The 23,765-nt window shown below is 58.7% G+C and carries 25 protein-coding genes; 16 read left to right on the top strand and 9 right to left on the bottom strand.

The window, feature by feature from the left end; genetic code table 11:
• Positions 1–109 precede the first annotated feature (109 nt).
• Positions 110–868: an SDR family oxidoreductase gene (locus KGA98_RS07625; RefSeq protein WP_223501961.1), complete on the top strand. Its 759-nt coding sequence runs from the start codon at positions 110–112 to the stop codon at positions 866–868.
• A 133-nt stretch (positions 869–1,001) separates the two neighbouring features.
• On the opposite strand, the gene apbC is transcribed toward KGA98_RS07625, so the two are convergent.
• The gene (gene apbC / locus KGA98_RS07620) at positions 1,002–2,096 is read right to left on the bottom strand and encodes an iron-sulfur cluster carrier protein ApbC (protein ID WP_057713446.1); all 1,095 of its coding nucleotides are present in this window, start codon (positions 2,094–2,096) and stop codon (positions 1,002–1,004) included.
• 176 nt (positions 2,097–2,272) lie between these two features.
• On the opposite strand from apbC, the gene metG reads away from it, so the two are divergent.
• From metG to KGA98_RS07580, 8 genes are all read left to right on the top strand, one after another.
• Complete coding sequence (gene metG / locus KGA98_RS07615) at positions 2,273–4,324, top strand: methionine--tRNA ligase (protein ID WP_056726133.1); 2,052 nt, start codon at positions 2,273–2,275, stop codon at positions 4,322–4,324.
• A 253-nt stretch (positions 4,325–4,577) separates the two neighbouring features.
• Entirely contained in the window at positions 4,578–5,147 is a 570-nt protein-coding gene (locus KGA98_RS07610) for an electron transport complex protein RnfA (RefSeq protein WP_154860461.1), read from the top strand.
• Positions 5,144–6,157, top strand: a complete 1,014-nt coding sequence (rsxB, locus tag KGA98_RS07605; protein WP_223501960.1) for an electron transport complex subunit RsxB — start codon at positions 5,144–5,146, stop codon at positions 6,155–6,157. Before KGA98_RS07610 ends, rsxB begins: the two co-directional genes overlap by 4 nt.
• On the top strand, positions 6,144–7,130 hold the full coding sequence (locus tag KGA98_RS07600) for an RnfABCDGE type electron transport complex subunit D (protein ID WP_223501959.1): 987 nt from the start codon (positions 6,144–6,146) through the stop codon (positions 7,128–7,130). The genes rsxB and KGA98_RS07600 overlap by 14 nt, the downstream gene beginning before the upstream one ends.
• Entirely contained in the window at positions 7,127–7,738 is a 612-nt protein-coding gene (locus KGA98_RS07595; protein ID WP_223501958.1) for an RnfABCDGE type electron transport complex subunit G, read from the top strand. Before KGA98_RS07600 ends, KGA98_RS07595 begins: the two co-directional genes overlap by 4 nt.
• Entirely contained in the window at positions 7,731–8,315 is a 585-nt protein-coding gene (locus KGA98_RS07590) for an Rnf-Nqr domain containing protein (protein ID WP_223501957.1), read from the top strand. The genes KGA98_RS07595 and KGA98_RS07590 overlap by 8 nt, the downstream gene beginning before the upstream one ends.
• A 25-nt stretch (positions 8,316–8,340) precedes the next feature.
• Entirely contained in the window at positions 8,341–8,979 is a 639-nt protein-coding gene (nth, locus tag KGA98_RS07585) for an endonuclease III (RefSeq protein ID WP_057713439.1), read from the top strand.
• Positions 8,980–9,085: 106 nt separating this feature from the next.
• Positions 9,086–9,265, top strand: a complete 180-nt coding sequence (locus tag KGA98_RS07580) for a PA3496 family putative envelope integrity protein (protein ID WP_007972325.1) — start codon at positions 9,086–9,088, stop codon at positions 9,263–9,265.
• 84 nt (positions 9,266–9,349) lie between these two features.
• Here KGA98_RS07580 and KGA98_RS07575 read toward each other — a convergent pair whose 3' ends face one another.
• Complete coding sequence (locus tag KGA98_RS07575; protein WP_008053528.1) at positions 9,350–9,976, bottom strand: response regulator transcription factor; 627 nt, start codon at positions 9,974–9,976, stop codon at positions 9,350–9,352.
• Positions 9,977–10,250: 274 nt separating this feature from the next.
• On the bottom strand, positions 10,251–10,463 hold the full coding sequence (locus tag KGA98_RS07570) for a hypothetical protein (protein WP_223501956.1): 213 nt from the start codon (positions 10,461–10,463) through the stop codon (positions 10,251–10,253).
• Between the two features lie 59 nt (positions 10,464–10,522).
• On the opposite strand from KGA98_RS07570, the gene KGA98_RS07565 reads away from it, so the two are divergent.
• Positions 10,523–11,221: a hypothetical protein gene (locus KGA98_RS07565; RefSeq protein WP_223501955.1), complete on the top strand. Its 699-nt coding sequence runs from the start codon at positions 10,523–10,525 to the stop codon at positions 11,219–11,221.
• Between the two features lie 144 nt (positions 11,222–11,365).
• On the opposite strand, the gene KGA98_RS07560 is transcribed toward KGA98_RS07565, so the two are convergent.
• Both KGA98_RS07560 and KGA98_RS07555 read right to left on the bottom strand, forming a co-directional pair.
• Complete coding sequence (locus KGA98_RS07560) at positions 11,366–12,583, bottom strand: argininosuccinate synthase (RefSeq protein WP_007972320.1); 1,218 nt, start codon at positions 12,581–12,583, stop codon at positions 11,366–11,368.
• A gap of 129 nt (positions 12,584–12,712) precedes the next feature.
• Positions 12,713–13,618: a flagellar protein MotY gene (locus KGA98_RS07555; RefSeq protein WP_223501954.1), complete on the bottom strand. Its 906-nt coding sequence runs from the start codon at positions 13,616–13,618 to the stop codon at positions 12,713–12,715.
• Between the two features lie 159 nt (positions 13,619–13,777).
• On the opposite strand from KGA98_RS07555, the gene pyrC reads away from it, so the two are divergent.
• On the top strand, positions 13,778–14,824 hold the full coding sequence (pyrC, locus tag KGA98_RS07550; RefSeq protein ID WP_223501953.1) for a dihydroorotase: 1,047 nt from the start codon (positions 13,778–13,780) through the stop codon (positions 14,822–14,824).
• The gene (rnt, locus tag KGA98_RS07545) at positions 14,821–15,498 is read left to right on the top strand and encodes a ribonuclease T (protein ID WP_057713434.1); all 678 of its coding nucleotides are present in this window, start codon (positions 14,821–14,823) and stop codon (positions 15,496–15,498) included. Before pyrC ends, rnt begins: the two co-directional genes overlap by 4 nt.
• 191 nt (positions 15,499–15,689) lie before the next feature.
• Here the strand turns inward: rnt and KGA98_RS07540 are convergent, their stop codons facing one another.
• Positions 15,690–16,292: a peroxiredoxin gene (locus KGA98_RS07540; RefSeq protein WP_057713433.1), complete on the bottom strand. Its 603-nt coding sequence runs from the start codon at positions 16,290–16,292 to the stop codon at positions 15,690–15,692.
• 311 nt (positions 16,293–16,603) lie between these two features.
• Between KGA98_RS07540 and KGA98_RS07535 the strand changes: the two genes are divergently transcribed.
• Together KGA98_RS07535 and bfr are read left to right on the top strand one after the other, a co-directional pair.
• On the top strand, positions 16,604–16,822 hold the full coding sequence (locus KGA98_RS07535; protein WP_007985869.1) for a bacterioferritin-associated ferredoxin: 219 nt from the start codon (positions 16,604–16,606) through the stop codon (positions 16,820–16,822).
• 198 nt (positions 16,823–17,020) lie between these two features.
• A complete protein-coding gene (gene bfr, locus KGA98_RS07530) occupies positions 17,021–17,497 on the top strand; it encodes a bacterioferritin (protein ID WP_223501952.1) in 477 nt (158 codons plus the stop codon).
• Positions 17,498–17,684: 187 nt separating this feature from the next.
• On the opposite strand, the gene grxD is transcribed toward bfr, so the two are convergent.
• Both grxD and KGA98_RS07520 read right to left on the bottom strand, forming a co-directional pair.
• Entirely contained in the window at positions 17,685–18,023 is a 339-nt protein-coding gene (gene grxD, locus KGA98_RS07525) for a Grx4 family monothiol glutaredoxin (protein ID WP_223501951.1), read from the bottom strand.
• Positions 18,024–18,120: 97 nt separating this feature from the next.
• The gene (locus KGA98_RS07520) at positions 18,121–20,229 is read right to left on the bottom strand and encodes a molybdopterin oxidoreductase family protein (protein WP_223501950.1); all 2,109 of its coding nucleotides are present in this window, start codon (positions 20,227–20,229) and stop codon (positions 18,121–18,123) included.
• A gap of 574 nt (positions 20,230–20,803) precedes the next feature.
• Between KGA98_RS07520 and argF the strand changes: the two genes are divergently transcribed.
• Complete coding sequence (argF, locus tag KGA98_RS07515; protein WP_057713430.1) at positions 20,804–21,724, top strand: ornithine carbamoyltransferase; 921 nt, start codon at positions 20,804–20,806, stop codon at positions 21,722–21,724.
• Positions 21,721–22,830 carry an ABC transporter ATP-binding protein gene (locus tag KGA98_RS07510; RefSeq protein ID WP_007971311.1) on the top strand — a complete coding sequence of 370 codons (1,110 nt, stop codon included), beginning with the start codon at positions 21,721–21,723 and terminating at the stop codon, positions 22,828–22,830. Before argF ends, KGA98_RS07510 begins: the two co-directional genes overlap by 4 nt.
• 123 nt (positions 22,831–22,953) lie before the next feature.
• Here KGA98_RS07510 and KGA98_RS07505 read toward each other — a convergent pair whose 3' ends face one another.
• Positions 22,954–23,736, bottom strand: coding sequence for a PhzF family phenazine biosynthesis protein (locus KGA98_RS07505; protein WP_223501949.1), 783 nt, complete (start codon positions 23,734–23,736; stop codon positions 22,954–22,956).
• Positions 23,737–23,765 lie beyond the last annotated feature (29 nt).

The raw sequence follows: 23,765 nt of genomic DNA, 5'->3' as shown, positions 1-23,765 counted from the left end.
GTCCCAGCACGCCATCGGGGGCAGTTCTCATGTGCAGCCAGGCCAGGTCAGGCGCAGATCGAGAGGCTCTCTAAAGGAAACCACTCAGACCTGCTACCGGGGCATGCGAATGCAACTCACTGACAAAGTAATCATTATTACTGGCGGTTGCCAGGGTTTAGGCCGCTCCATGGCCGAGTATTTCGCAGGCCTGGGCGCGAAACTCGCGCTGGTGGACCTGAACCAGGAAAAACTCGACGACGCCGTCGCGGCCTGCAAGGCCCAAGGTGTCGAGGCTCGCGCCTACCTGTGCAACGTGGCCAACGAAGAGCAAGTGACCCACATGGTTGCCCAGGTCGCTGAAGACTTCGGCGCGATCCATGGTTTGATCAACAACGCCGGGATCCTGCGCGACGGCCTGTTGCTCAAGGTCAAGGATGGCGAAATGACCAAGATGAGCCTGGCCCAGTGGCAGGCCGTCATCGACGTCAACCTGACCGGCGTGTTCCTGTGCACCCGTGAAGTCGCGGCGAAAATGGTCGAGCTGAACAACACTGGCGCGATCATCAATATCTCGTCGATTTCCCGCGCCGGCAACGTCGGTCAGACCAACTACTCCGCCGCCAAGGCCGGTGTTGCTGCGGCGACCGTGACCTGGGCCAAGGAGCTGGCACGCTACGGCATTCGCGTCGCCGGCATTGCACCGGGCTTCATCGAAACCGAAATGACCCTGGGCATGAAGCCTGAAGCGCTGGAGAAGATGACTGCGGGGATCCCGCTCAAGCGCATGGGCAAGCCTGAGGAAATAGCCCATTCGGCGGCTTACATCTTCGAGAACGACTATTACACCGGTCGGATTCTGGAGATGGATGGCGGGTTGCGTATCTAAGCCCAACCCCAAACAACTGTGGGAGCGGGCTTGCTCGCGAAGGCGATAGATCAGTCAACTTGTTGGTTGAATGACACACCGCTTTCGCGAGCAAGCCCGCTCCCACATTTGGTCAGCGTTTATCTGGCGAACATTAGTCGTCGCTGACGCTGATGTTCGGCATCGCCGGCGTCAACGCTTCCTGCAACACGATCCGCGCGCCGACATGGCGGGCCAGTTCCTGGTAAACCATCGCAATCTGGCTATCAGGCTCGGCGATCACTGTTGGCTTGCCGCCATCGGCCTGCTCGCGGATGACCATCGACAGCGGCAGCGAAGCCAGCAGTTCAACACCATACTGGTTGGCCAGTTTCACACCACCGCCTTCGCCAAACAGATGCTCGGCATGTCCGCAGTTGGAGCAGATGTGCACGGCCATGTTCTCCACCACGCCCAGCACCGGGATGTTGACCTTGCGGAACATTTCCACGCCCTTGCGTGCATCCAGCAATGCCAGGTCCTGCGGGGTGGTCACGATAACCGCACCGGCCACCGGCACTTTCTGCGCCAGGGTCAGCTGGATATCGCCGGTGCCAGGCGGCATGTCGATGACCAGGTAATCGAGGTCACCCCACGCGGTCTGGGTGACCAGTTGCAACAGGGCGCCCGAAACCATCGGCCCGCGCCAGACCATCGGCGTGTTGTCGTCGGTGAGGAAAGCCATGGACATCACTTCGACGCCATGGGACTTGAGCGGAACGAACCATTTCTGATCCTTGACCTCGGGGCGGGTACGCTCGGGGATGCCGAACATGATGCCCTGGCTCGGACCGTAGATGTCCGCATCGAGAATCCCCACCTTGGCGCCTTCCCGGGCCAGAGCCAGGGCCAGGTTGGCCGCGGTGGTGGATTTGCCCACGCCGCCCTTGCCGGACGCCACGGCCACCACGTTTTTCACGTTCGCCAAGCCCGGAATCTGCGCCTGAGCCTTGTGCGCGGCGATCACGCTGGTGATTTCGACCTTGGCACTTGCCACGCCATCCAGCCCCTGAATGGCCATTTCCAGCATCTGCGCCCAGCCACTCTTGAACAGACCGGCGGCGTAACCCAATTCAAGCTGAACGCTGACGCGGTCGCCCTGAATCTCGATGTTGCGCACGCACCCGGCGCTGACCGGGTCCAGGTTCAGGTAAGGGTCGGTGTATTGGCGAAGGACGGCTTCCACCGCTGCGCGATTGACGGCGCTCATGGGCAACTCCGAAAACAGGACTGGAAAAGATAGTGGCTATCGTACCTGTTCCGAGCGTTCGGCGGGATGTTGAACCTTCACCTGTTACTCATCCAATGAAACAGGCTCACAGGGTGAAAAATATGCGCCGGCGCTTTATAGTGGCCGACCTCCGTTTCATCAAGTAGCCGAGCCCCATGTCCGAGCCACGCAAGATCCTCGTCACCAGCGCCCTGCCCTATGCCAATGGTTCGATTCACCTCGGCCATATGCTGGAATACATCCAGACCGATATGTGGGTGCGCTTCCAGAAGCACCGCGGCAATCAATGCATCTATGTCTGCGCCGACGACGCCCACGGTTCGGCGATCATGCTGCGCGCGGAAAAGGAAGGCATCACCCCGGAACAACTGATCGCCAACGTCCAGGCCGAACACAGCGCCGACTTTGCCGACTTCCTGGTGGACTTCGACAATTTCCACTCCACTCACGCCGAAGAAAACCGTGAGCTGTCGAGCCAGATCTACCTGAAGCTGCGTGACGCCGGGCACATTGCCACGCGGTCGATCACCCAGTACTTCGACCCGGAAAAGAAAATGTTCCTGGCCGACCGCTTCATCAAGGGCACCTGCCCGAAATGCGGCACCGAAGACCAGTACGGCGACAACTGCGAAAAATGCGGTGCGACCTACGCACCGACCGACCTGAAGGATCCGAAGTCGGCGATCTCCGGCGCCACCCCGGTGCTCAAGGATTCCCAGCACTTCTTCTTCAAGCTGCCAGACTTCCAGCAAATGCTGCAAACCTGGACCCGCAGCGGCACCCTGCAGGATGCCGTCGCCAACAAGATCGCCGAATGGCTGGATGCCGGCCTGCAACAGTGGGATATCTCCCGCGATGCACCGTATTTCGGTTTTGAAATCCCCGACGAGCCGGGCAAGTACTTCTACGTGTGGCTGGATGCGCCGATCGGTTACATGGCCAGCTTCAAGAACCTGTGCAACCGCACGCCGGAGCTGGACTTCGACGCGTTCTGGGGCAAGGACTCCACCGCCGAGCTGTACCACTTCATCGGCAAGGACATCGTCAACTTCCACGCCCTGTTCTGGCCAGCCATGCTCGAGGGCGCGGGCTACCGCAAGCCGACCGGCATCAACGTGCACGGCTACCTGACTGTCAACGGTCAGAAAATGTCCAAGTCCCGCGGCACCTTCATCAAGGCCCGGACCTACCTGGACCACCTGTCGCCGGAATACCTGCGCTATTACTACGCGGCCAAGCTGGGCCGTGGCGTTGATGACCTCGATCTGAACCTCGAAGATTTCGTGCAGAAGGTCAACTCCGACCTGGTGGGCAAGGTCGTCAACATCGCCAGCCGTTGCGCCGGCTTCATCAACAAGGGCAATGCCGGCGTAATGGTCGACACCAACGCCGCGCCTGAACTGACCGAAGCCTTCCTGGCCGCCGCGCCAGGTATCGCCGACGCCTATGAAGCCCGCGACTTTGCCCGTGCCATGCGCGAGATCATGGGCCTGGCCGACCGCGCCAACGCCTGGATCGCCGACAAGGCGCCGTGGTCGTTGAACAAACAGGAAGGCAAACAGGATGAAGTCCAGGCCATCTGCGCCACAGGCGTCAACCTGTTCCGCCAACTGGTGATCTTCCTCAAGCCGGTGCTGCCGCTGCTGGCCGCCGACGCCGAGGCGTTCCTCAACGTCGCGCCGCTGACCTGGAACGATCACGCGACCTTGCTCGGCAATCACCAGCTGAACGAGTTCAAGCCGCTGATGACCCGCATCGACCCGGTAAAAGTGCAAGCCATGACCGACGCTTCGAAAGAAGACCTGACCGCCAGCCAGACCGACACCGGCGAAGCCGCACCTGCCGGCAATGGCGAACTGGCCAAGGATCCGCTGTCGCCGGAAATCGAGTTCGACACCTTTGCCGCTGTCGACCTGCGTGTCGCGCTGATCGTCAAGGCTGAACACGTGGAAGGTGCCGACAAGCTGTTGCGCCTGACCCTGGATATCGGTGACGAGCAACGCAACGTGTTCTCCGGGATCAAGAGCGCTTACCCGGACCCGTCCAAGCTCGATGGGCGCCTGACCATGATGATCGCCAACCTCAAGCCACGGAAAATGAAGTTTGGTATCTCCGAAGGCATGGTGATGGCGGCAGGCCCTGGCGGAGAAGAAATCTACCTGCTCAGCCCTGACAGCGGCGCCAAGCCTGGCCAGCGCATCAAGTAAGGTCTGCGGCAAATCGATCCCACAGTCGTGTCTGGCGCGGCTGTGGGATTTTCATGTCTGGCCCACCCTCCCGCCTTGCCGGATAATGCCTAAGCTTTTTAGACCATCTCCTGTAGGAGCGAGCTCGTTCGCGATGGTCGTTAACGATTATGCGTGTCCACAGGTTGAACGCAGCGCCCTTGAGTCCATCGCCGGAACGCCGCCCGGACCAAGCTCGCTCCTACAAAAACTACCGTTCTTGTCGGCACGAACAATGACCGAAATCCTGCTTACGCTTATCAGCGCAGCCCTGATCAACAACCTCGTGTTGCAATGGCCATTGGCCGTCGATCCACTGTTGGCCGGTCAGCGTCGTCAGGTACATGCCCTGGGCATTGCGACGACATGCCTGATGCTGGTCGTGGGCATGCTCGGCTACGCGCTCTATCAATGGATGCTGGTGCCACTGCAATTGACGCCCCTGCGTCTGTTTGTGTTTCTGCCATTGAGCGTGCTGCTGATCAGCCCGTTGCTGAAGTTGCTGGCGCGGTTGTTTTCGACACTACCATTCGAAGGCCTCTGGCCGTTGCTGTTGGGCAATGCTGGCGTACTCGGCGTGGCCCTGCTCAATGCTCAGGAAGACAAGGGCTTTTTTCACGCCACTGCCTTGAGCCTCGGTGCAGGGTTGGGCTTCTGGCTGGTGTTGAGCCTGTTCACTGATTTGCGTGAACGCACGGCCGACAACGATGTTCCCCTGCCCTTTCGCGGCTTGCCGATCGACCTGATTGGTGCCGGCCTGATCGCAGTGGCTTTTCTCGGATTCAGCGGACTGATCAAAACATGAGTCTGATTCAATGCATCGACGCACTCTTGCCGCAAACCCAATGCGGCAAGTGCGGGCACCCCGGGTGCAAGCCGTATGCCGAAGGCATCGCCAGCGGTGAGCCGATCAACAAGTGCCCTCCCGGAGGCAACGAAACCATCGCGGCCCTGGCTGAACTGCTGAAGGTGCCGGTGCTGGAGTTGGATATCACTCGCGGCTCGGCACCTGCGCAGATCGCCTATATCCGCGAGGCCGAGTGCATTGGTTGCACCAAGTGCATTCAGGCCTGCCCGATCGATGCCATCGTCGGCGCGGCCAAGCTGATGCACACGGTGATCATTGATGAGTGCACCGGTTGCGATCTCTGCGTGGCACCGTGCCCGGTGGACTGCATCGAAATGCGCCCACTGCAGCCGAACACTGTACTGCCTGTTGTCGGGGGCCTGGCCCTCACACCGCAGGCGCGGCAGGCCCGCAACCTCAAGCGCGATCACGCACGGCGCCGCTTCGAACAACGCAATGCCCGCTTGCAGCGTGAGGAGCAACAGAAAATCGCCGAGCGCCAGGCAAGGCAGCGAACCGCACAACCTGCCGAGACGACAGACGACCCTGTGCAGGCAGCCCTCGAGCGCGTCCGCGCACAGAAAACCGCCAATGCCGATGCCGCGCTGAAAAAGGCCAAGATCGAGGTGGCGATGAGTCGGGCGCAGTTGCACAAATCGCTGAAGGCCTTCGGGCATCCGCCGACCTTCGAACAGCAATCGCAGTTGATCGCACTGCAACAACAGTTCGAAGCCGCCGAACAAAACCTGGCGCAACTGGAAAGCGCCGCTCCACCCTCACCTGTACCGACGGTCGCAGCTGCGTCGTCAATTGATGCCGATCTGAAACGGGCCAAGATCCAGTTGGCCATGCGCCGCGCCGAACTCAAGAAGGCTCACGCCAACGAAGCATCAGCGGAACAAATCGAAGCCCTGGAACGCGCACTCGGTGAAGCCGAACGCCTGGTGGACGCCCATGCCAGCCCTTGACGTGGTGGATGATCGCCTGCAACAGGCGATGAAACTGGTGCTGTTGGCCACGCTGCCGGGAATCCTGGCGGCGTTCTGGCTGTACGGCTGGGGGGTGTTGATCAATCTGGTTCTGGCGGCCGCTGCCGCGTTGGCCGTCGAGGCCGCCGTCGTGCAATGGCGCAAGCAGCCGCCGGGGCCAACTTTGAGTGACGGTAGCGCGCTGGTCAGTGCCACATTGCTGGCTCTGGCGCTGCCGCCTTACTGCCCATGGTGGCTGACCCTCAGTGCAGCCGCTTTTGCGATGGTGTTCGGCAAGCACTTGTATGGTGGCGTCGGTTCGAATCCCTTCAACCCGGCGATGCTCGGCTTGGCTCTGGTGCTGGTGACCTTTCCCCAACCAATGACCCATTGGCCATTGCCCCATGGCATGGATCTGCTGAGCGGCCTGCAGCACGTGTTTGGCATCAGCCATGTGCCGGATGCGTGGGTGCAGGCCACGGCACTGGACAGTCTGCGGATCAACAAAAGCCTGACCATGGATGAACTGTTTGCCGGCAACCCGGCATTCGGCCACTTTGGCGGCCGGGGGGTGGAATGGGTGAACCTGGCCTTTGTGGCGGGTGGAGCGTTTCTCCTGCAACGAAGGGTGATCAGCTGGCATGCACCGGTCGGCATGCTGGCCAGCCTGTTCATCATCAGCCTGTTGTGCTGGAACGGTTCGGGCTCCGACTCCCATGGCTCGCCGTTGTTTCATCTGCTGACCGGCGCGACCATGCTGGGGGCGTTCTTCATCATCACCGAACCGGTGTCCGGCGCCAGAAGCCCTGGCGCGAAATTGTTGTTCGGCGCTGGTGTTGGGCTTCTGACTTATCTGATTCGTACCTGGGGTGGCTACCCGGACGGCATCGCCTTCGCTGTGCTGTTGATGAACCTGTGCGTGCCGGCGCTGGAGCGGTTCGTGGCGGCCAGGCAACAGCCGGAGGCACCATGAACCGGACATCAAGCATCGCGCTTGTGGTGCTTTTGGCCGCACTGGGCTTTGGCGTGACGTACTTCGTACAACTCGGCAGCGCGCCACGCATTGCAGCCGAACAGCGCCTGATCGACAGCCGTAACCTGCTGGACCTGATCGCGCCGGACAGCTACGACAATCAACCACTCGAACACCCCATAACGATTGAAGCAGCCGCACTGACCAACAGCACCTTGCTGGGTGGTTATCTGGCGACCCGGGCCGATCAACCCGTCGCGGTCTTGCTGCGCAGTCAAACCCTTGGCTACGCCGGTGCCATCGACCTGTTGATCGCAGTCGACGCCAATGGCAGGTTGCTGGGCGTCAAAACCCTCAAACAGTCGGAAACACCTGGACTGGGGGCTCGGATCGCCGACTGGCCCAATGCCTGGCTCCAGGTTTTTTCCGGCAAGTCTCGAACAGAACCCGGTGACAGCGGCTGGGCGCTGAAAAAGGATCAGGGACAGTTCGATCAGATCGCAGGCGCAACCATCACCTCAAGAGCGGTGATCAATGCCGTCCACGATGCCTTGCGCTACTTCGATGAACACCGGCAACAATTGCTCGGAATCCCTGCCCATGGATAACTCATCGACCCTGCGCAACGCCTTGATGCTGACGCCACTGATCGGCGTCACCCACTCGCTGATGGCTGCAGTTGGCTTGTGCCTGATGTTCATGGTGGTGACTCAGTTGTTCGGTCTGGCCATGGGTGCCCTGCGATCTCGACTGGTCCCGGCGGCCCGTATGCTGGCCAGCATCCTGTTGGCAGCCACCCTCACCAGTTGCGCGGAACTCATGGCACAAGCCTGGTCGCTGCAATGGCAGCAGCATCTGGGGATTTATGGAGCCTTGATCGCCTTGCAATGCGTCGTACTGGAACACACCGGGGTCTTTCAGAGCGATTGGCATCAACGCCTGCGACTCAATAGCCTGTTTGCCACGCTGATGATCGCGCTGGGCCTGCTGCGCGAACTCATCGGCAACGGAACACTTGGAAACCATCTATCGTGGCTGTTCGGCGCAACGCAAACTGACTGGCATGGCTGGGTGCTGGTGGCTGACGGCGGACTGCGCCTGACCACACTGGTCCCTGGCGGGTTCATCCTGCTCGGACTCCTGATCGCCGCCTGGCAGGCCTGGCGCCCGACGCCCACACATTGATTGCCTTCGAGGAAACGCACTGCCCATGAATGCCGCAAAACGTCTGGAAATTTTCCGCCGACTGCACGAGGACAACCCGGAACCAAAGACCGAACTGGCCTATTCCTCCCCCTTCGAATTACTGATTGCCGTGATTCTCTCGGCGCAGTCCACCGATGTCGGCGTCAACAAGGCCACAGCCAGGCTGTTCCCGGTCGCCAATACCCCGGCAGCGATGCATGCCCTGGGTGTCGAAGGGCTGTCGGAGTACATCAAGACCATCGGGCTGTACAACAGCAAAGCGAAAAACGTGATCGAAACCTGCCGTTTGCTGGTCGAGCGTCACGCCGGCGAGGTCCCACAAACCCGCGAAGAGCTGGAAGCACTGCCCGGCGTCGGCCGCAAGACCGCCAATGTGGTACTCAATACGGCATTCCGTCAGCTGACCATGGCCGTCGACACGCATATTTTCAGGGTCAGCAACCGGACTGGCATTGCTCCCGGCAAGAATGTGGTGGAAGTCGAGAAAAAACTGATGAAGTTCGTGCCCAAGGAGTACCTGCTCGACTCCCATCACTGGCTGATCCTTCATGGTCGCTATGTTTGCCTGGCCCGCAAGCCCCGATGCGGAAGCTGCCGGATCGAGGACTTGTGCGAATACAAGCACAAAACCTCCGACGATTGAGGCGCTATTGGGTTTATTGATTTGTCGATTGAAAAAATCTTTTTTACCCGCCGGGAGAATGTCGATATAAGGGGCGCCAAAGGCCTTCTTAGCCTGGAGCAACTAAATGAGTACTGGCAAAGAGCAATTAGACGTAGAAGACGATTTCACCACCGCCGAAACCGATGACGCTGAACCGGTGGTTGAAGTAGCGAAAACTAATCTGAGCAAACGCCGCACCATCGACAACCTGCTGGAGGAGCGCCGACTGCAAAAGCAATTGGCCGATTACGATTTTGATTTATGACACCTGAAAGCCTCCCGAAACGGAGGCTTTTTTTTTGCTAAGTGCCACACCCCGATAGGCGCCCCTTGTCGCGCAGTTATGCCATCACACCAGACCATTGCGTTGTGCCAGTTCGATCAGATCGACCAGAGACCGCGCATTCAGCTTGAGCAACAGGCGGGTCTTGTAAGTACTGACTGTTTTATTGCTGAGAAACATCCCATCGGCAATCTCTTTATTGGTCTTCCCTCGGGCCAACTGCTGCAGGACCATCATTTCCCGCCCCGACAATCGATCGACCATATCGGCCTCACTGGCATTCCCCAAACTGCAACGTACGGTATGCAAGGCTTGATTAGGAAAGTAACTGTAGCCTGACAAAACGGCCTTTATTGCACTGAGCAACTCCGTGAGGTCTTGTTGTTTGCAGACATAACCTGCTGCACCGGATTGCATGCAACGCATCGAAAAATGTCCCGGCGCCTGGGAAGTCAAAATCAGCACTTTCATCGGCATTGAAGTCGAAGACAAACGCGCGATGACTTCCAACCCGTCCAGCTTCGGAATCCCGATATCCAGAATGACAATGTCCGGCATAAGTTCACGGGCTAGTTGCAGTGCGTCCACACCATTATCGGTTTCTGCAATAACTTCGTAGCCATGACGCTCCATTAGCATACGTACCGCAAGACGAATGACGGGGTGATCATCCACGATCAGCACTTTATTCATGGGCAAGTCCAATTTTCGCTGTTCGAATTTTTAGAGCCCGCACAATAGCCTAGTCGTTTCACCCATGGCATGTCGCCCCTCCCGGCCACCCACACCAAGAGACATCCCCTACAAACAACACGGATTCCTCCTACAAAAATCCCTCGAACAGAATGAATTTAAAACTGTATCAGCGTCAGTGTGTCGCACTTTCCAGCAGCCACCTGTGTCGATTTACGACCAGAATTTTTCGAGAGCCAGCTTGATCCGGTCGCGCCCTGATAAACACCAGCCTCTACCTTTCCGCTAAAACGTAACTGATATTTACGCACTCAACACCCACACCAGAAATATCACACACTTCGCATCCAATTACTCTTACAGCAAATAATATTTTTTGAGCAATCATTAAACCACGCCAAAAATTCAAGAAACCGAAGAGCAATACAACAAACAAATAAAAACCTGTAAAAAACCAGCAGACAATCAAAATCACTACAACAGGCATCACATCGAACCAACTTCATAAACCACTCGAGAACAGACAACCCGGCATGAGTACAGAACATGATAAAAAAACGAATCACCAACCCAATGACAATTATCGCGATATTCGCAGCGCTCTCTGAAACTTCGGCAGCCGTCTCGCTACCCTTCCTTGATCAGGAGGAAAGAGAACTCTACGTCTGGTTCCTGATCAGCTTTCCGTTTTATTTACTTTTACTTTTTTTCGCGACACTCAACTTCAACTATAAATCACTTTATGCACCCTCCGACTTTGAAAAGGGAAAGCACTTCATGAAGGCCATGGATGATGTTGGGCGCTCGGAAAAAAAAGCGTCCGCAAAACCGTCTGAAAACCCCACACTGGAAACGTCAGCGAATGGCTGGCGGTCAGCCCGAACGCCCTGTGGTGCACAGGACCCGCCAACCAGGATTGGTCTGCAAACCACTGTCTCTGTTCAGCATCACCTTCAGTTACCGGAACCGGTAAAAGACCTGTACGTCGTTGATGTACGCTGGATGAGCGAAGAGGTCGAGTTTGGAGCGCTGCTGGAAAAAATCCAGAGGCCACGGGAAAAGACGGCGTACGTGATTCTGTTTGTCACTTGTGCCGTTTCGGAGAAATTACTGAAAGCCAGTGCGCTTGGACATACAAAGCAGGCCAGCAAGCGCGGTGCCGCCTTTTATGTGACCTACAATCCGGACTCGCACAGGTTGTCGGTCATTGATCACGCCGGGCAACCGGCGAACAGCAACCTGTAGTCAGGCCATCGAGAAGGAGAAAAACAGGAAATCATCAGCGGAAAAGAAAACACCCGACAACGCAGTAACTGGCATCACACCCCGTTTTCAGGTACCTGACCTCGTCGAGGACGAGGTCAGGTATCCATCACGATGTCAAAGGTCTCAGAACAGCTTCCGGCCTTTGTTCGCCGCAATGCGCATGCGCAAGGCGTTGAGCTTGATGAAGCCCGCGGCATCCGCCTGGTTGTACGCGCCGCCATCTTCTTCGAAGGTAGCGATGTTGGCGTCGAACAGCGAGTCGTCGGACTTGCGGCCAGTGACGATCACATTGCCCTTGTACAGTTTCAGGCGCACAACGCCGTTCACGTTGACCTGGGACGCATCGATCATCTGTTGCAGCATCAGACGCTCAGGGCTCCACCAGTAGCCGGTATAGATCAGGCTGGCGTACTTGGGCATCAGCTCGTCCTTGAGGTGAGCCACTTCGCGGTCCAGGGTGATCGATTCGATCGCACGGTGGGCACGCAGCATGATCGTGCCGCCAGGGGTTTCGTAGCAGCCACGGGACTTCATGCCCACGTAGCGGTTCTCGACGATGTCGAGACGGCCGATACCGTGCTCACCACCGATACGGTTCAGGGTCGCCAGCACGGTGGCAGGAGTCATTTCGACGCCGTCCAGCGCGACGATGTCGCCGTTGCGGTAGGTCAGTTCCAGGTACTGCGGCTTGTCTGGAGCGTTTTCCGGGGAAACGGTCCAGCGCCACATGTCTTCTTCGTGCTCGGTCCAGGTGTCTTCCAGCACGCCGCCTTCATAGGAGATGTGCAGCAGGTTGGCATCCATGGAGTACGGGGACTTCTTCTTGCCGTGGCGCTCGATCGGAATCGCGTGCTTCGCGGCGTAATCCATCAGCTTTTCACGGGACAGCAGGTCCCACTCGCGCCAAGGAGCGATCACTTTCACACCTGGCTTCAAGGCGTACGCACCGAGTTCGAAACGAACCTGGTCGTTACCCTTGCCGGTGGCGCCATGGGAAATGGCGTCTGCACCGGTTTCGTTGGCAATTTCGATCAGGCGCTTGGCGATCAGCGGACGAGCGATGGAAGTACCCAGCAGGTACTCGCCTTCGTAAACGGTGTTGGCGCGGAACATCGGGAAAACGAAATCGCGCACGAACTCTTCGCGCAAGTCGTCGATGTAGATCTCTTTGACGCCCATGGCCTGAGCCTTGGCGCGTGCAGGTTCGACCTCTTCGCCCTGACCCAGGTCAGCGGTGAAGGTCACTACTTCACAGTTATAAGTATCCTGCAGCCACTTGAGGATCACCGAAGTGTCCAGGCCGCCGGAATACGCCAGAACGACCTTGTTTACGTCCGCCATGCCATCACTCCACGGGGTTCTACGGAAAGCCGGGAAGTCTACCGCTCATGCAGAATAATTTACAGTGGCGCGACAGCTTATGACGACGAAGCGACAGATTATGTCGAGAGCGCGACGATTACAGCCGGGTCAGGAAGTGGCCGAAGTGGCCGCTTTCGTCGCCTGCGGGGCGACTTGTTCCGCGGGTGCTCCGCGCTCCAGGCGCACCGCTACTCGACGGTTCTTCGCGCGGTTGGTGTTGTTGGTGTTCGGCGCCACCGGATAACGCTCGCCATGGAAACGCAGAGTGATTTGCGATTCATGGATGCCGTTGGCCTTGAAGAACTCCATCACTGCCAGGGCTCGGCGCCGCGACAGGTCGCGGTTGGTCAGGCGATTGCCGCTGTTGTCGGAGTGACCGTCGAGCTCGATGTGATTGACCGTCGGATCGGCCTTCATGTACTCCAGCATTACCTGCAGTTTGGCTTTTGCGGCGCTGTCGAGTTCGATTCCGCCACCGGGGAAGCCGATTTCCGATTGCTTCACCTGTTCGAAATTCTGTGGCAACAGTTTCGCCACGCAACCCTGGTAGTCGGCAAACGCCTTGGTGAACCTGACCGGCAACAAGCGTACTTCCGACACCCGCCCATCCCCCGAGGAGTGTCGAACGACCGGGCTGCGACCGTCCATCAGGCCACTGATCAGACGCCCGGCCTGAACCTGTGAGCTGTTGAACAATACGTTGCCACTGCCGATTCTCACCGTGCCCAGGTTGATATCGTCACGGCCCGGTTGCCACGGCGCGGCAGCGGCCAGCAAGGTGGCCGAACCGCCGCCGATCATCGGGTTGTAGGCTTTCAGACGGAAAATCGCCTGCTCGCCGGCACGACGCACGAACTCGCCCGAGCCGAAGTCGGTAACCGGCTGAGTCAGGCGGCATTCGAACTTGTCGCCTTCGACCGTCCACTCAATGTTCTCCAGACGTGTCTGGAAAGTGAGCGCCATCGCCGGAAGGCTGGCAAACACACTGAGCAAGGCTAAATAACGCTGGCGCACGGGAGGCTCCACTGGCTTCTACAACAAAAAGACCGACACACACATGTTTACGGCATACCTGTTGGATATCGGAAGCTTCCTGCAAAACTTGATAGCGAGTGCCTGCAAGAGTCTTTTCCGGTAGCATTCCCTTGAGTTTGACCCGCCTGGAATCCCCTCATGTCCGACCGCCTGACCCTGCTGCGTCCCGACGACTGGCATATTCATCTTCGCGATGGTGCCGTGCTGACCAATACCGTCGCGGATGTCGCGCGCACCTTTGGCCGCGCCATCATCATGCCCAACCTGGTTCCACCGGTACGCAATGCGGCCGAAGCCGACGGCTATCGGCAGCGGATTCTCGCTGCCCGCCCGGCCGGCAGCCTGTTCGAGCCACTGATGGTCCTGTACCTGACCGACCGCACCCAGCCTGAAGAAATTCGCGAGGCCAAGGCCAGCGGATTCATTCACGCCGCCAAGCTGTACCCGGCCGGCGCGACCACCAACTCGGATTCTGGCGTCACCAGCATCGACAAGATCTTCCCTGCACTCGAGGCCATGGCCGAAGTCGGGATGCCGTTGTTGGTCCACGGTGAAGTCACCCGGGGCGATGTCGACGTGTTCGACCGAGAAAAAATCTTCATCGACGAGCACTTGCGTCGTGTGGTCGAGCGCTTCCCGACCCTCAAAGTGGTCTTCGAACACATCACCACCGCAGACGCCGTGCAGTTCGTCAACTCGGCTTCGGCCAACGTGGGCGCGACCATCACCGCGCATCACCTGCTGTACAACCGCAACCACATGCTGGTGGGCGGGATTCGGCCGCACTTCTATTGCCTGCCGATCCTCAAGCGCAATACCCACCAGGAAGCCCTGCTCGACGCGGCCACCAGCGGCAGCGATAAGTTCTTCCTCGGCACCGACTCGGCCCCCCACGCCCAGCATGCCAAGGAAGCGGCCTGCGGCTGCGCCGGTTGCTACACCGCCTATGCGGCCATCGAGATGTACGCCGAAGCTTTCGAACAGCGCAATGCGCTGGACAAGCTCGAGGCCTTCGCCAGCCTCAACGGCCCGCGCTTCTACGGTCTGCCGGCCAACACCGATCGCATCACCCTGGTCCGCGAAGAGTGGACCGCCCCGACCAGCCTGCCATTTGGCGAGCTGACCGTTATCCCGCTGCGCGCCGGTGAAAAACTGCGCTGGCGCCTGCTGGAGGAACACGCGTGAGTGAAGACCATTTCGACGACGAACTGGAAGGCAATGGCGGCGGAGGCGGCCCTCGTCATCCAATGGCGGCAAGGTTTCGTGGTTACCTGCCGGTTGTCGTCGACGTAGAGACCGGTGGCTTCAACTCGGCCACCGACGCCCTGCTGGAGATCGCCGCGACCACCATCGCCATGGATGAAAAGGGTTTTGTTTACCCGGATCACACCTACTTTTTCCGTGTCGAGCCGTTCGAGGGCGCGAACATCGAAGCGGCAGCCCTGGAATTCACCGGGATCAAGCTCGATCACCCGCTGCGCATGGCGGTGAGTGAAGAGTCTGCCCTGAACGATATCTTCCGCGGCGTGCGCAAGGCCCTCAAGGCCAACGGTTGCAAACGGGCGATCCTGGTCGGGCATAACAGCAGTTTCGACCTGGGCTTCCTGAATGCGGCGGTTGCGCGGCTGGACATGAAGCGCAATCCGTTCCATCCGTTCTCCAGCTTCGATACCGCAACGCTGGCCGGTCTCGCTTACGGCCAGACCGTGTTGGCCAAGGCGTGCCAGGCAGCGGACATCGACTTCGACGGTCGCGAGGCTCACTCGGCTCGCTACGACACCGAGAAGACGGCAGAGCTGTTCTGCGGCATCGTCAATCGCTGGAAACAGATGGGTGGTTGGGAAGACTTCGGCGACTGAGTGCACTCACGAATCAATGTGGGAGCGAGCTTGCTCGCGATGGTCGTGAACGATAACGCGGGGAGCCTGGTTCCCCGCAGTGTTCATGATTCCATCGTCGGAACGCCGCCCGGAGCAAGCTCGCTCCTACAAGGACTTCAGCACATAAAAAAACCGGCCTCGAAGGCCGGTTTTTTTATACCTGGAACGCCTTACAGAGCGGCAGCGTGCTCGGTCAGGTAAGCAGCAACGCCTTCTGGCGAAGCGTTCATGCCTTTGTCGCCTTTTTTCCAGTTGGCAGGGCAGACTTCGCCGTGCTCTTCGTGGAATTGCAGAGCGTCGACCAGACGGATCAGCTCTTCCATGTTACGGCCCAGCGGCAGGTCGTTGACGATCTGCGAGCGGACAACGCCTTTGTCGTCGATCAGGAACGCGCCACGGAAAGCCACGCCATCAGCGGACTGAACGTCGTAGGCCTTCATGATGTCCTGCTTGATGTCGGCAGCCATGGTGTAGCGAACCTGGCCGATACCGCCATTGTTCACTGGAGTGTTGCGCCATGCGTTGTGGGTGAAGTGCGAGTCGATCGAAACAGCGATCACTTCAACGTTGCGTGCCTTGAAGTCAGACATGCGGTTGTCCAGAGCGATCAGCTCGGACGGGCAAACGAAGGTGAAGTCCAGTGGATAGAAGAACACCAGGCCGTATTTGCCTTTGATCGCCGAGGACAGGGTGAAGCTGTCAACGATCTCGCCATTGCCGAGTACGGCCGGTACGGTGAAGTCAGGGGCTTGTTTGCCTACGAGTACGCTCATTGGATATCTCCTGGTGTAATAGCGTGAGAAACAGGGTTCGCATCAGCCTGCCACCCTGAGGCGACAGCCCTGTGACACGATCCCCGGTCGCAAAAGACCGGCCATCATACACCGCGTGTTTGAGCTGGCTTAGCTGTTTTTTCCCCGTACGATGAAATCCCCGCCGGTTTTGGATCACCGATTTGCCAGGCAGACCGTTCGTCAGCCATACCCGTTTATGACGAAAAGTGCTCTGAAACCACTTTGACAATCATTCTCGTTAACATTAAGATCCATCGCAATTGAGTCACAATCAGCGACGGTCCTTCCCTATGTATGTTTGCCTCTGCACTGGCGTCACCGACGGTCAAATCCGCGATGCGATCTATGAAGGATGCTGCAGCTACAAGGAAGTCCGTGTGGCCACCGGCGTTGCGAGCCAGTGCGGCAAATGTGCCTGCCTCGCCAAGGAAGTGGTCCGCGAGACCCTGACCAAACTGCAAACGGCCCAGGCTGCAATTCCTTATCCAGCAGAATTTACCGCGGCTTAAACATCGAATTTCAAAGAACCGGACATATGTCCGGTTTTTTTATGCCTCAAAATCAACTAGTTATGCTCTAGACGCGGAACACAAACATTCTTATTCCGATTAATTTTCATTTAAGTTTCAATAACTTAGGTTTGACACTATTAAATACGAGGCTCAAACTCTGCTCTATTGACAGCTAATACAGGGCAGGACCCCATCATGAAAGGCGACGTTACAGTCATCCAGCATCTCAACAAGATCCTCGCCAATGAGCTGGTCGCGATCAATCAATACTTCCTGCATGCGCGCATGTATGAAGATTGGGGCCTGAACAAGCTCGGCAAGCACGAGTACCACGAATCCATCGACGAGATGAAGCACGCGGACAAGCTGATCAAGCGCATCCTGTTCCTTGAAGGCCTGCCGAATGTCCAGGACCTGGGCAAGCTGCACATCGGCGAGCACACCAAGGAAATGCTTGAGTGTGACCTGCGTATCGAGAAAACCGGCCATGCCGATCTCAAAGTGGCTATCGCGCATTGCGAAAAAGTTGGCGACTTCGGTAGCCGTGAACTGCTTGAAGACATCCTCGAGTCCGAAGAAGAACATATCGACTGGCTGGAAACCCAACTGGGCCTGATCGATAAAGTGGGCCTTGAGAACTATCTGCAATCGCAGGTGGGCGAAGACGAGTAAGTTCTACGCCATTAATCTCGATGCAATAAAAAGCCCCGCCCTCTTTCGAGTGGCGGGGCTTTTTATTGCCTGCTCTTGTAGGAGCGAGCTTGCTCGCGATGGACGTTAACGATAACGCGTGTTTCCTGATTAAACGCGTCAACCTCAAGTCCATCGCGAGCGAGCTCGCTCCTACAGAGAAACGTGATCAGGCTTCAGTCTTGGCAGCAGCCTTGGCGGCGGCGTCCTTGATCAGGCTCTGCAGCGAACCGTCAGCAGCCATTTCAGTCATGATGTCGCTACCGCCGACCAGTTCACCGGCAACCCACAGCTGTGGGAAGGTTGGCCAGTTGGCGTATTTTGGCAGGTTGGCGCGGATTTCCGGGTTCTGCAGGATGTCCACGTACGCAAACTTTTCGCCACACGCCATCACGGCCTGCGCGGCTTTCGCGGAGAAGCCGCACTGCGGGGCATTCGGCGAGCCTTTCATGTAAAGCAGAATGGTGTTGTTGGCAATCTGCTCTTTAATCGTTTCGATGATATCCATGGAGCACCTCGGCTGAACTTTCCGACTCATGGGTCGGCACGGTGGCGCATTGTAACGGAAAGCCGAGCGCCCTGCTCGGTCTCTCCGTCTGACTGATTCACGCCGCCACCACGATCACCGGCACACCATTGAGCGCGGCATTTCCCGACAGTTCGTCAATCTGGCGTTCGTCGGTCAGGTCGTTGGCGCTGGAGCCCGGCTGGCTGCTGGCAATCGACATTTGCACGCCCGGCCGCGCATGCCCCCAGCCGTGAGGCAGGCTGACCACGCCTTTCATCATGTCCAGACTGCCAAGCACTTCGACTTCGATCACACCCACCCGCGAACTGACCCGAACGCGCTGTCCGTCGCTGAGCCCGCGACTGGCCAGATCGTCCGGATGCATCAGCAACTGGTGACGTGGCTTGCCCTTTACCAACCGATGATAGTTATGCATCCATGAATTGTTGCTGCGTACATGCCGGCGGCCAATCATCAACAACTCGTCGGCGGCCGGCGCCTTCAAGACTGCAAAGCGCGCCAGGTCAGCGAGAATCGCCGCAGGCGCGGCCTGGATGCGTTGATTGGCAGTCTTCAGGCGTGGCGTCAGGTTAGGCTTGAGCGCGCCCAGATCGACGCCATGGGGATGATCGAACAAAGTCGCCAGCGACAGCTTGTGCTCTGAATTGTCGCCGTACATTCCCATGCGCAAGCCGCGATCGATCATTTGCGCAGGGGCGATGGTGGGCTTCAGTTCTTTGCCGGTCCTGACGGCAAATGCCTTGGCCAGGCCGACGAAAATCTCCCAGTCGTGCAATGCACCTTGGGGTTTGGCGAGGATGGCGCGGTTGAAACGGCTGACGTTGCGCACCGCGAACAGGTTGAACGTGGTGTCGTAATGGTCGTTTTCCAGCGCCGATGTGGACGGCAGGATCAGGTCGGCGTAACGCGTGGTTTCATTGATGTACAGGTCGATACTGACCATGAACTCCAGACCGTCCAGCGCCTGTTCGAGTTGTCGGCCATTGGGTGTGGACAACACCGGATTGCCCGCCACGGTGATCAGCGCGCGGACTTGCCCCTCCCCTTCAGTGAGCATCTCTTCGGCCAGCGCCGAGACAGGTAGTTCTCCGGCGTACTCCGGGCGCCCGGAAACCCGGCTCTGCCACAGATTGAAATGCCCGCCCGAGGTCGACGCCACCAGGTCCACTGCTGGCTCGGTGCACAAGGCACCACCCACGCGATCGAGATTGCCGGTGACCAGGTTGATCAACTGCACTACCCAATGGCACAGAGTACCGAAGGCCTGGGTCGAGACGCCCATGCGGCCATAGCAGACTGCACTCGGTGCCGCGGCGAAGTCCCGCGCCAACTGGCGGATCTGTTCGGCCGGTACGGCGCACAACGGACTCATGGCCTCGGCAGTGAACGGTGCGACGGCCTCCCGTACGTCCTCCAGGCCGTCCACCGGCAGATGGCTGTCGCGGGTCAGACCTTCAGCGAACAAGGTATTGAGCAGGCCGAACAACAGCGCTGCATCACCGCCCGGGCGTACGAACAGATGCTGGTCGGCAATCGCCGCCGTTTCACTACGGCGCGGATCGACCACCACCACCTTGCCACCCCGGGCCTGTATCGCCTTCAAGCGTTTCTCCACATCCGGCACGGTCATGATGCTGCCGTTCGAAGCCAGTGGATTGCCGCCAAGGATCAGCATGAAATCGGTGTGGTCGATGTCCGGGATCGGCAGCAGCAGACCGTGGCCGTACATCAAATGACTGGTCAGGTGATGGGGCAATTGATCGACCGACGTCGCGGAAAACCGGTTGCGGGTTTTCAACAGGCCGAGGAAGTAATTGCTGTGGGTCATCAACCCGTAATTGTGCACGCTCGGGTTGCCCTGATAGACCGCCACCGCGTTTTGCCCGTGATGCGCCTGAATGGCGGCGAGGCGTTCGGCGACCAGATTGAATGCCGCTTCCCACTCGATGGGCTGCCATTCATTGCCCACCCGCTGCATCGGCTGATGCAGGCGATCCGGATCGTTCTGAATGTCTTGCAACGCCACGGCCTTGGGGCAGATGTGCCCACGACTGAACGTATCCTGGGGGTCGCCCTTGATCGAAGTGATCTGGACGTTACCGCCTTCGCCCCTGGTGGTTTCGATGGCCAGGCCACAGATGGCTTCGCACAAATGGCAAGCACGGTGATGGAGAGTCTTGGTCATGGCCAGTCTCTGTCTTGTTATGGGCGGGCAACGTAGGCCGCGGAAACAAAACTATGGCGCCAGAGCCGCCGACACGCCAGCGACGTTCGTCTTGTGAATCGAGGGTTATCAGGCCAGCCGATGGCCGTCCGAGTTCAGTTCGAAGGCAGCCTGGGCGGCGCCTGCAACTGAATTTCCTGAAGGGTTTCAATCGGTCCGTGGGGTCCATGCGCGCCGGCCTGCTCGCCGATCGGGCGCCAGTGCTCATCAAGCCCGGCGCTGATGAATGACAAGTCAAAAACCGACTGTCAGCGCACCATTGCCGCCTCGCCTGATTGCCAAGCCCCGAGGGGCCGGTGTACAAATGAACCGCTGCTATCAGGAAACAGGCTTCAAAAGCGCTACCTCGGTAAACCCGTAGCACCTCTGAAACTCCCTAAAAACTGTAGCCCTATTGGTAAGACGCGACATTTAATTATAAGATCGCGCCTTCCCCTATTTCGTCGCCCCGTGCGGCTTACGCCGCAGGTCTCGCCCGTTGTTCCGTTAAACAAGGCTTTGAGCATCTGCGGTTTGTAGCAAAAGGTAGTCAATGATGAGCGCAAGGCACTTTCTCTCCCTGATGGATTGCACGCCCGAAGAGCTGGTCAGCGTGATCCGTCGAGGCGTTGAGCTCAAGGACCTGCGTAACCGCGGCGTACTGTTCGAGCCTCTGAAAAACCGCGTCCTGGGAATGATTTTCGAGAAATCCTCGACCCGTACCCGGATCTCCTTCGAGGCCGGCATGATCCAGCTCGGCGGGCAGGCGATCTTCCTGTCGCCACGTGACACCCAACTGGGTCGTGGCGAGCCCATCGGCGACTGCGCCATCGTCATGTCGAGCATGCTCGATGCAGTGATGATCCGTACCTTTGCCCACAGCAACCTGACCGAATTCGCCGCCAACTCCCGCGTACCGGTGATCAACGGCCTGTCCGATGACCTGCACCCGTGCCAGTTGCTGGCCGACATGCAGACCTTCCTCGAACACCGCGGCTCCATCCAGGGCAAGACCGTGGCCTGGATTGGCGACGGCAACAACATGTGCAACAGCTATATAGAAGCGGCGATCCAGTTCGACTTCCAGTTGCGCGTTGCCTGCCCGGAAGGCTATGAACCCAACCCGGTGTTCCTGGCCAAGGCCGGCGATCGGGTCACCATCGTTCGCGATCCGAAGGAAGCCGTGCGTGGCGCACACCTGGTGAGCACCGACGTCTGGACCTCCATGGGCCAGGAAGAGGAAACCGCCAAGCGTCTGCAACTGTTCGCGCCGTATCAGGTCAACCGCGCCCTGCTCGACCTGGCCGCTGAAGACGTGCTGTTCATGCACTGCTTGCCAGCGCACCGCGGCGAGGAAATCAGCATCGACCTGCTCGATGACAAGCGCTCGGTGGCCTGGGATCAAGCCGAAAACCGTCTGCACGCGCAAAAAGCCCTGCTCGAGTTCCTCGTCGAACCGGCGTATCACCACGCATGAGCCAGCCATTACTGCTTAACCTGCGCAACCTCGCCTGCGGCTATCAAGACCAGCGCGTGGTGCAGAACCTCAACCTGCACCTGAACGCAGGCGACATCGGTTGCCTGCTGGGCTCGTCGGGCTGCGGCAAGACCACCACCCTGCGGGCGATTGCCGGTTTCGAACCGGTGCACGAAGGCGAAATCCAGCTGGCTGGCGAGACCATCTCCAGCGCCGGTTTCACCCTTGCGCCGGAGAAACGTCGCATCGGCATGGTGTTCCAGGACTACGCGCTGTTTCCGCATTTGAGCGTGGCCGACAACATCGCCTTCGGCATTCGCAAGCATCCGCAAAAGGATCGCGTGACCGAAGAGCTGCTGGAACTGGTCAACCTGAAGAATCTCGGCAAGCGTTTCCCCCACGAGCTTTCAGGAGGTCAGCAGCAACGTGTCGCACTGGCCCGTGCCCTGGCGCCGGAACCGCAACTGCTGTTGCTCGACGAACCCTTCTCCAACCTTGATGGCGAATTGCGCCGCAAGCTCAGCCATGAAGTACGCGACATCCTCAAGGCCCGTGGCACCAGCGCGATTCTGGTGACTCACGACCAGGAAGAAGCCTTCGCGGTCAGCGACCACGTTGGTGTGTTCAAGGAAGGTCGCCTGGAACAGTGGGATACGCCCTACAACCTGTATCACGAACCCCTGACACCTTTTGTCGCGAGCTTCATCGGCCAGGGCTATTTCATTCGCGGTCAGTTGAGCAGCCCCGAATCGGTGCAAACCGAACTGGGTGAGTTGCGCGGCAATCGGGCCTACACCTGGCCGGTAGGTGGCGCCGTGGACGTGTTGCTGCGCCCGGACGATATCGTCTATGCCCCGGACAGCGCACTGAAGGCGCGAATTGCCGGCAAGACGTTCCTGGGTGCATCGACCCTGTATCGCTTGCAACTGCCGACAGGCGCACAGCTGGAGTCGATTTTCCCGAGCCATGTCGATCGTCAGGTTGGGGCGGATGTGGGTATTCGTGTCGCGGCTGAACACCTGGTGCTGTTCCAGGCGTCCGGCAGCACCGCGGCGCAGATTCCAGCTGTTGAATCAGGTGTCCGGCGCTACAGCACGGCCAACTGATACACCCCCCTCTGTAGGAGCGAGCTTGCTCGCGAAAAACGTCTGGATAACGCGTTCATTCCGGTTGCACGCGTTATCGTTGACGTCCATCGCGAGCAAGCTCGCTCCTACAGTGGGTTTGCGTTATCCCAGCATCAGCGTGCCACTGGCAACCAGGGTCGCATTGCCGCCGATCCTCACCCGATCGCCTTCCAGTTGGCAGAACAATTCCCCACCCCGCGCCGAACGCTGAAAAGCCGTCAGGCTCGACTTGGCCAAACGCTTTGACCAGTACGGAATCAGAAGGCAATGGGTCGATCCGGTCACCGGGTCTTCATTGATGCCGATTGCCGGGGCGAAGTAGCGGGAAACGAAATCGTGCTGCTCGCCTCGCGCCGTCACAATGGCACCCAGCCATGGCAGTTTCGCCAGGGCCACCATGTCCGGCTTGCAGTCGAGCACGGCTTGCTCCGACTCCAGCACCACGAACAGCTCATTGGAAGCCAGTACCTCAACAGCCTTCACGCCCAGTGCACGCTCGATGTCCGAGATCACGTTCACCGGCGATGCAGTGATCGCCGGGAAATCCAGCCACAGCCGCCCACCTTCACGGGTCACGCTCAACGGGCCGGATTTGCAGGTGAAGTCCAGTCGCTCGACGGGTTCCTTATAAATCTCGAACAGCACATAGGCGCTAGCCAGCGTCGCGTGACCGCACAATGGCACCTCGGTGGTCGGCGTAAACCAGCGGATGTGCCAGCCCTGCCCTTCACGCACGACAAACGCCGTTTCGGCGAGGTTGTGTTCGGCGGCAATCTTTTGCATCAACTCATCGTCGAGCCATGTGTCGAGCCGATAGACCATCGCCGGATTGCCGCTAAATGGCTGATTGCTGAACGCGTCGACCTGATGAAACTCCAGTTGCATAACCTTCTCCCTTTGTCAGACCACCAAGC

Origin of the sequence: Pseudomonas sp. BF-R-24 (assembly GCF_019947335.1) — a bacterium.
Taxonomy (GTDB): Bacteria; Pseudomonadota; Gammaproteobacteria; order Pseudomonadales; family Pseudomonadaceae; genus Aquipseudomonas; species Aquipseudomonas jessenii.
Note: the sequence above shows the minus strand (reverse complement) of the source record. Positions and strands in the feature narration are given on the sequence as shown.